Annotated in this window: 1 protein-coding gene; it reads left to right on the top strand. The window is 54.9% G+C overall.

From position 1 onward, the window contains the following. Window positions 1-21: 21 nt before the first annotated feature. The coding region (locus tag HMPREF2849_RS10985) for an IS30 family transposase (RefSeq protein ID WP_246822124.1) at window positions 22-618 on the top strand (597 nt) is incomplete at its 3' end.

Raw genomic sequence — 618 nt, 5'->3', positions numbered from 1 at the left:
CTGTGGGGTGATAATACGTCCATGACTATTAGCCACGAGTCGATTTACCAGGCCCTTTACGTACAAGGGGCAGGAAGCTTGCGCAAAGAACTTGTGTTTGAAAAGTCCTGCCGGACTACCCGGCCAGGGCGTAAACCCCGCTCGCTTCTCGCAGGGGTGCCCAAGCCACGTGGAAAACGCTGGACTCATGATGCCAATATTTCACTTCGCCCAGCCGAAGCCAATGATCGTGCGGTACCCGGTCATTGGGAAGGCGATTTGATTATTGGCGCAGATGGCACCAGTGCTTTAGCGACGTTGGTGGAACGCCGCAGCAGGTTTGTGCTGCTCGGCAGACTCGGCACTGACCATACTGCCGCCAGTGTCAATGAGGTGATGGTACGGATGATTCGTCGGCTCAAAGAGTCGATGGACACCACGATTTCGACGTTGACCTGGGATCAGGGAGTGGAGTTTGCCAAACACACGGAGTTTTCTGTCGCGGAGAATATCCAGGTGTTTTTCGCCGATCCGCATTCGCCGTGGCAGCGAGGTAGCAATGAGCGGATGAATCGGGATATCCGGTTTTATTTCCCCAAAGGCACCAACTTTACCGATGTCACCGACCAAGAGGTCGCC

The sequence above is a fragment of the Corynebacterium sp. HMSC073B01 genome (assembly GCF_001838255.1).
Lineage (GTDB): Bacteria > Actinomycetota > Actinomycetes > Mycobacteriales > Mycobacteriaceae > Corynebacterium > Corynebacterium jeikeium_D.
Note: the sequence above shows the minus strand (reverse complement) of the source record. Positions and strands in the feature narration are given on the sequence as shown.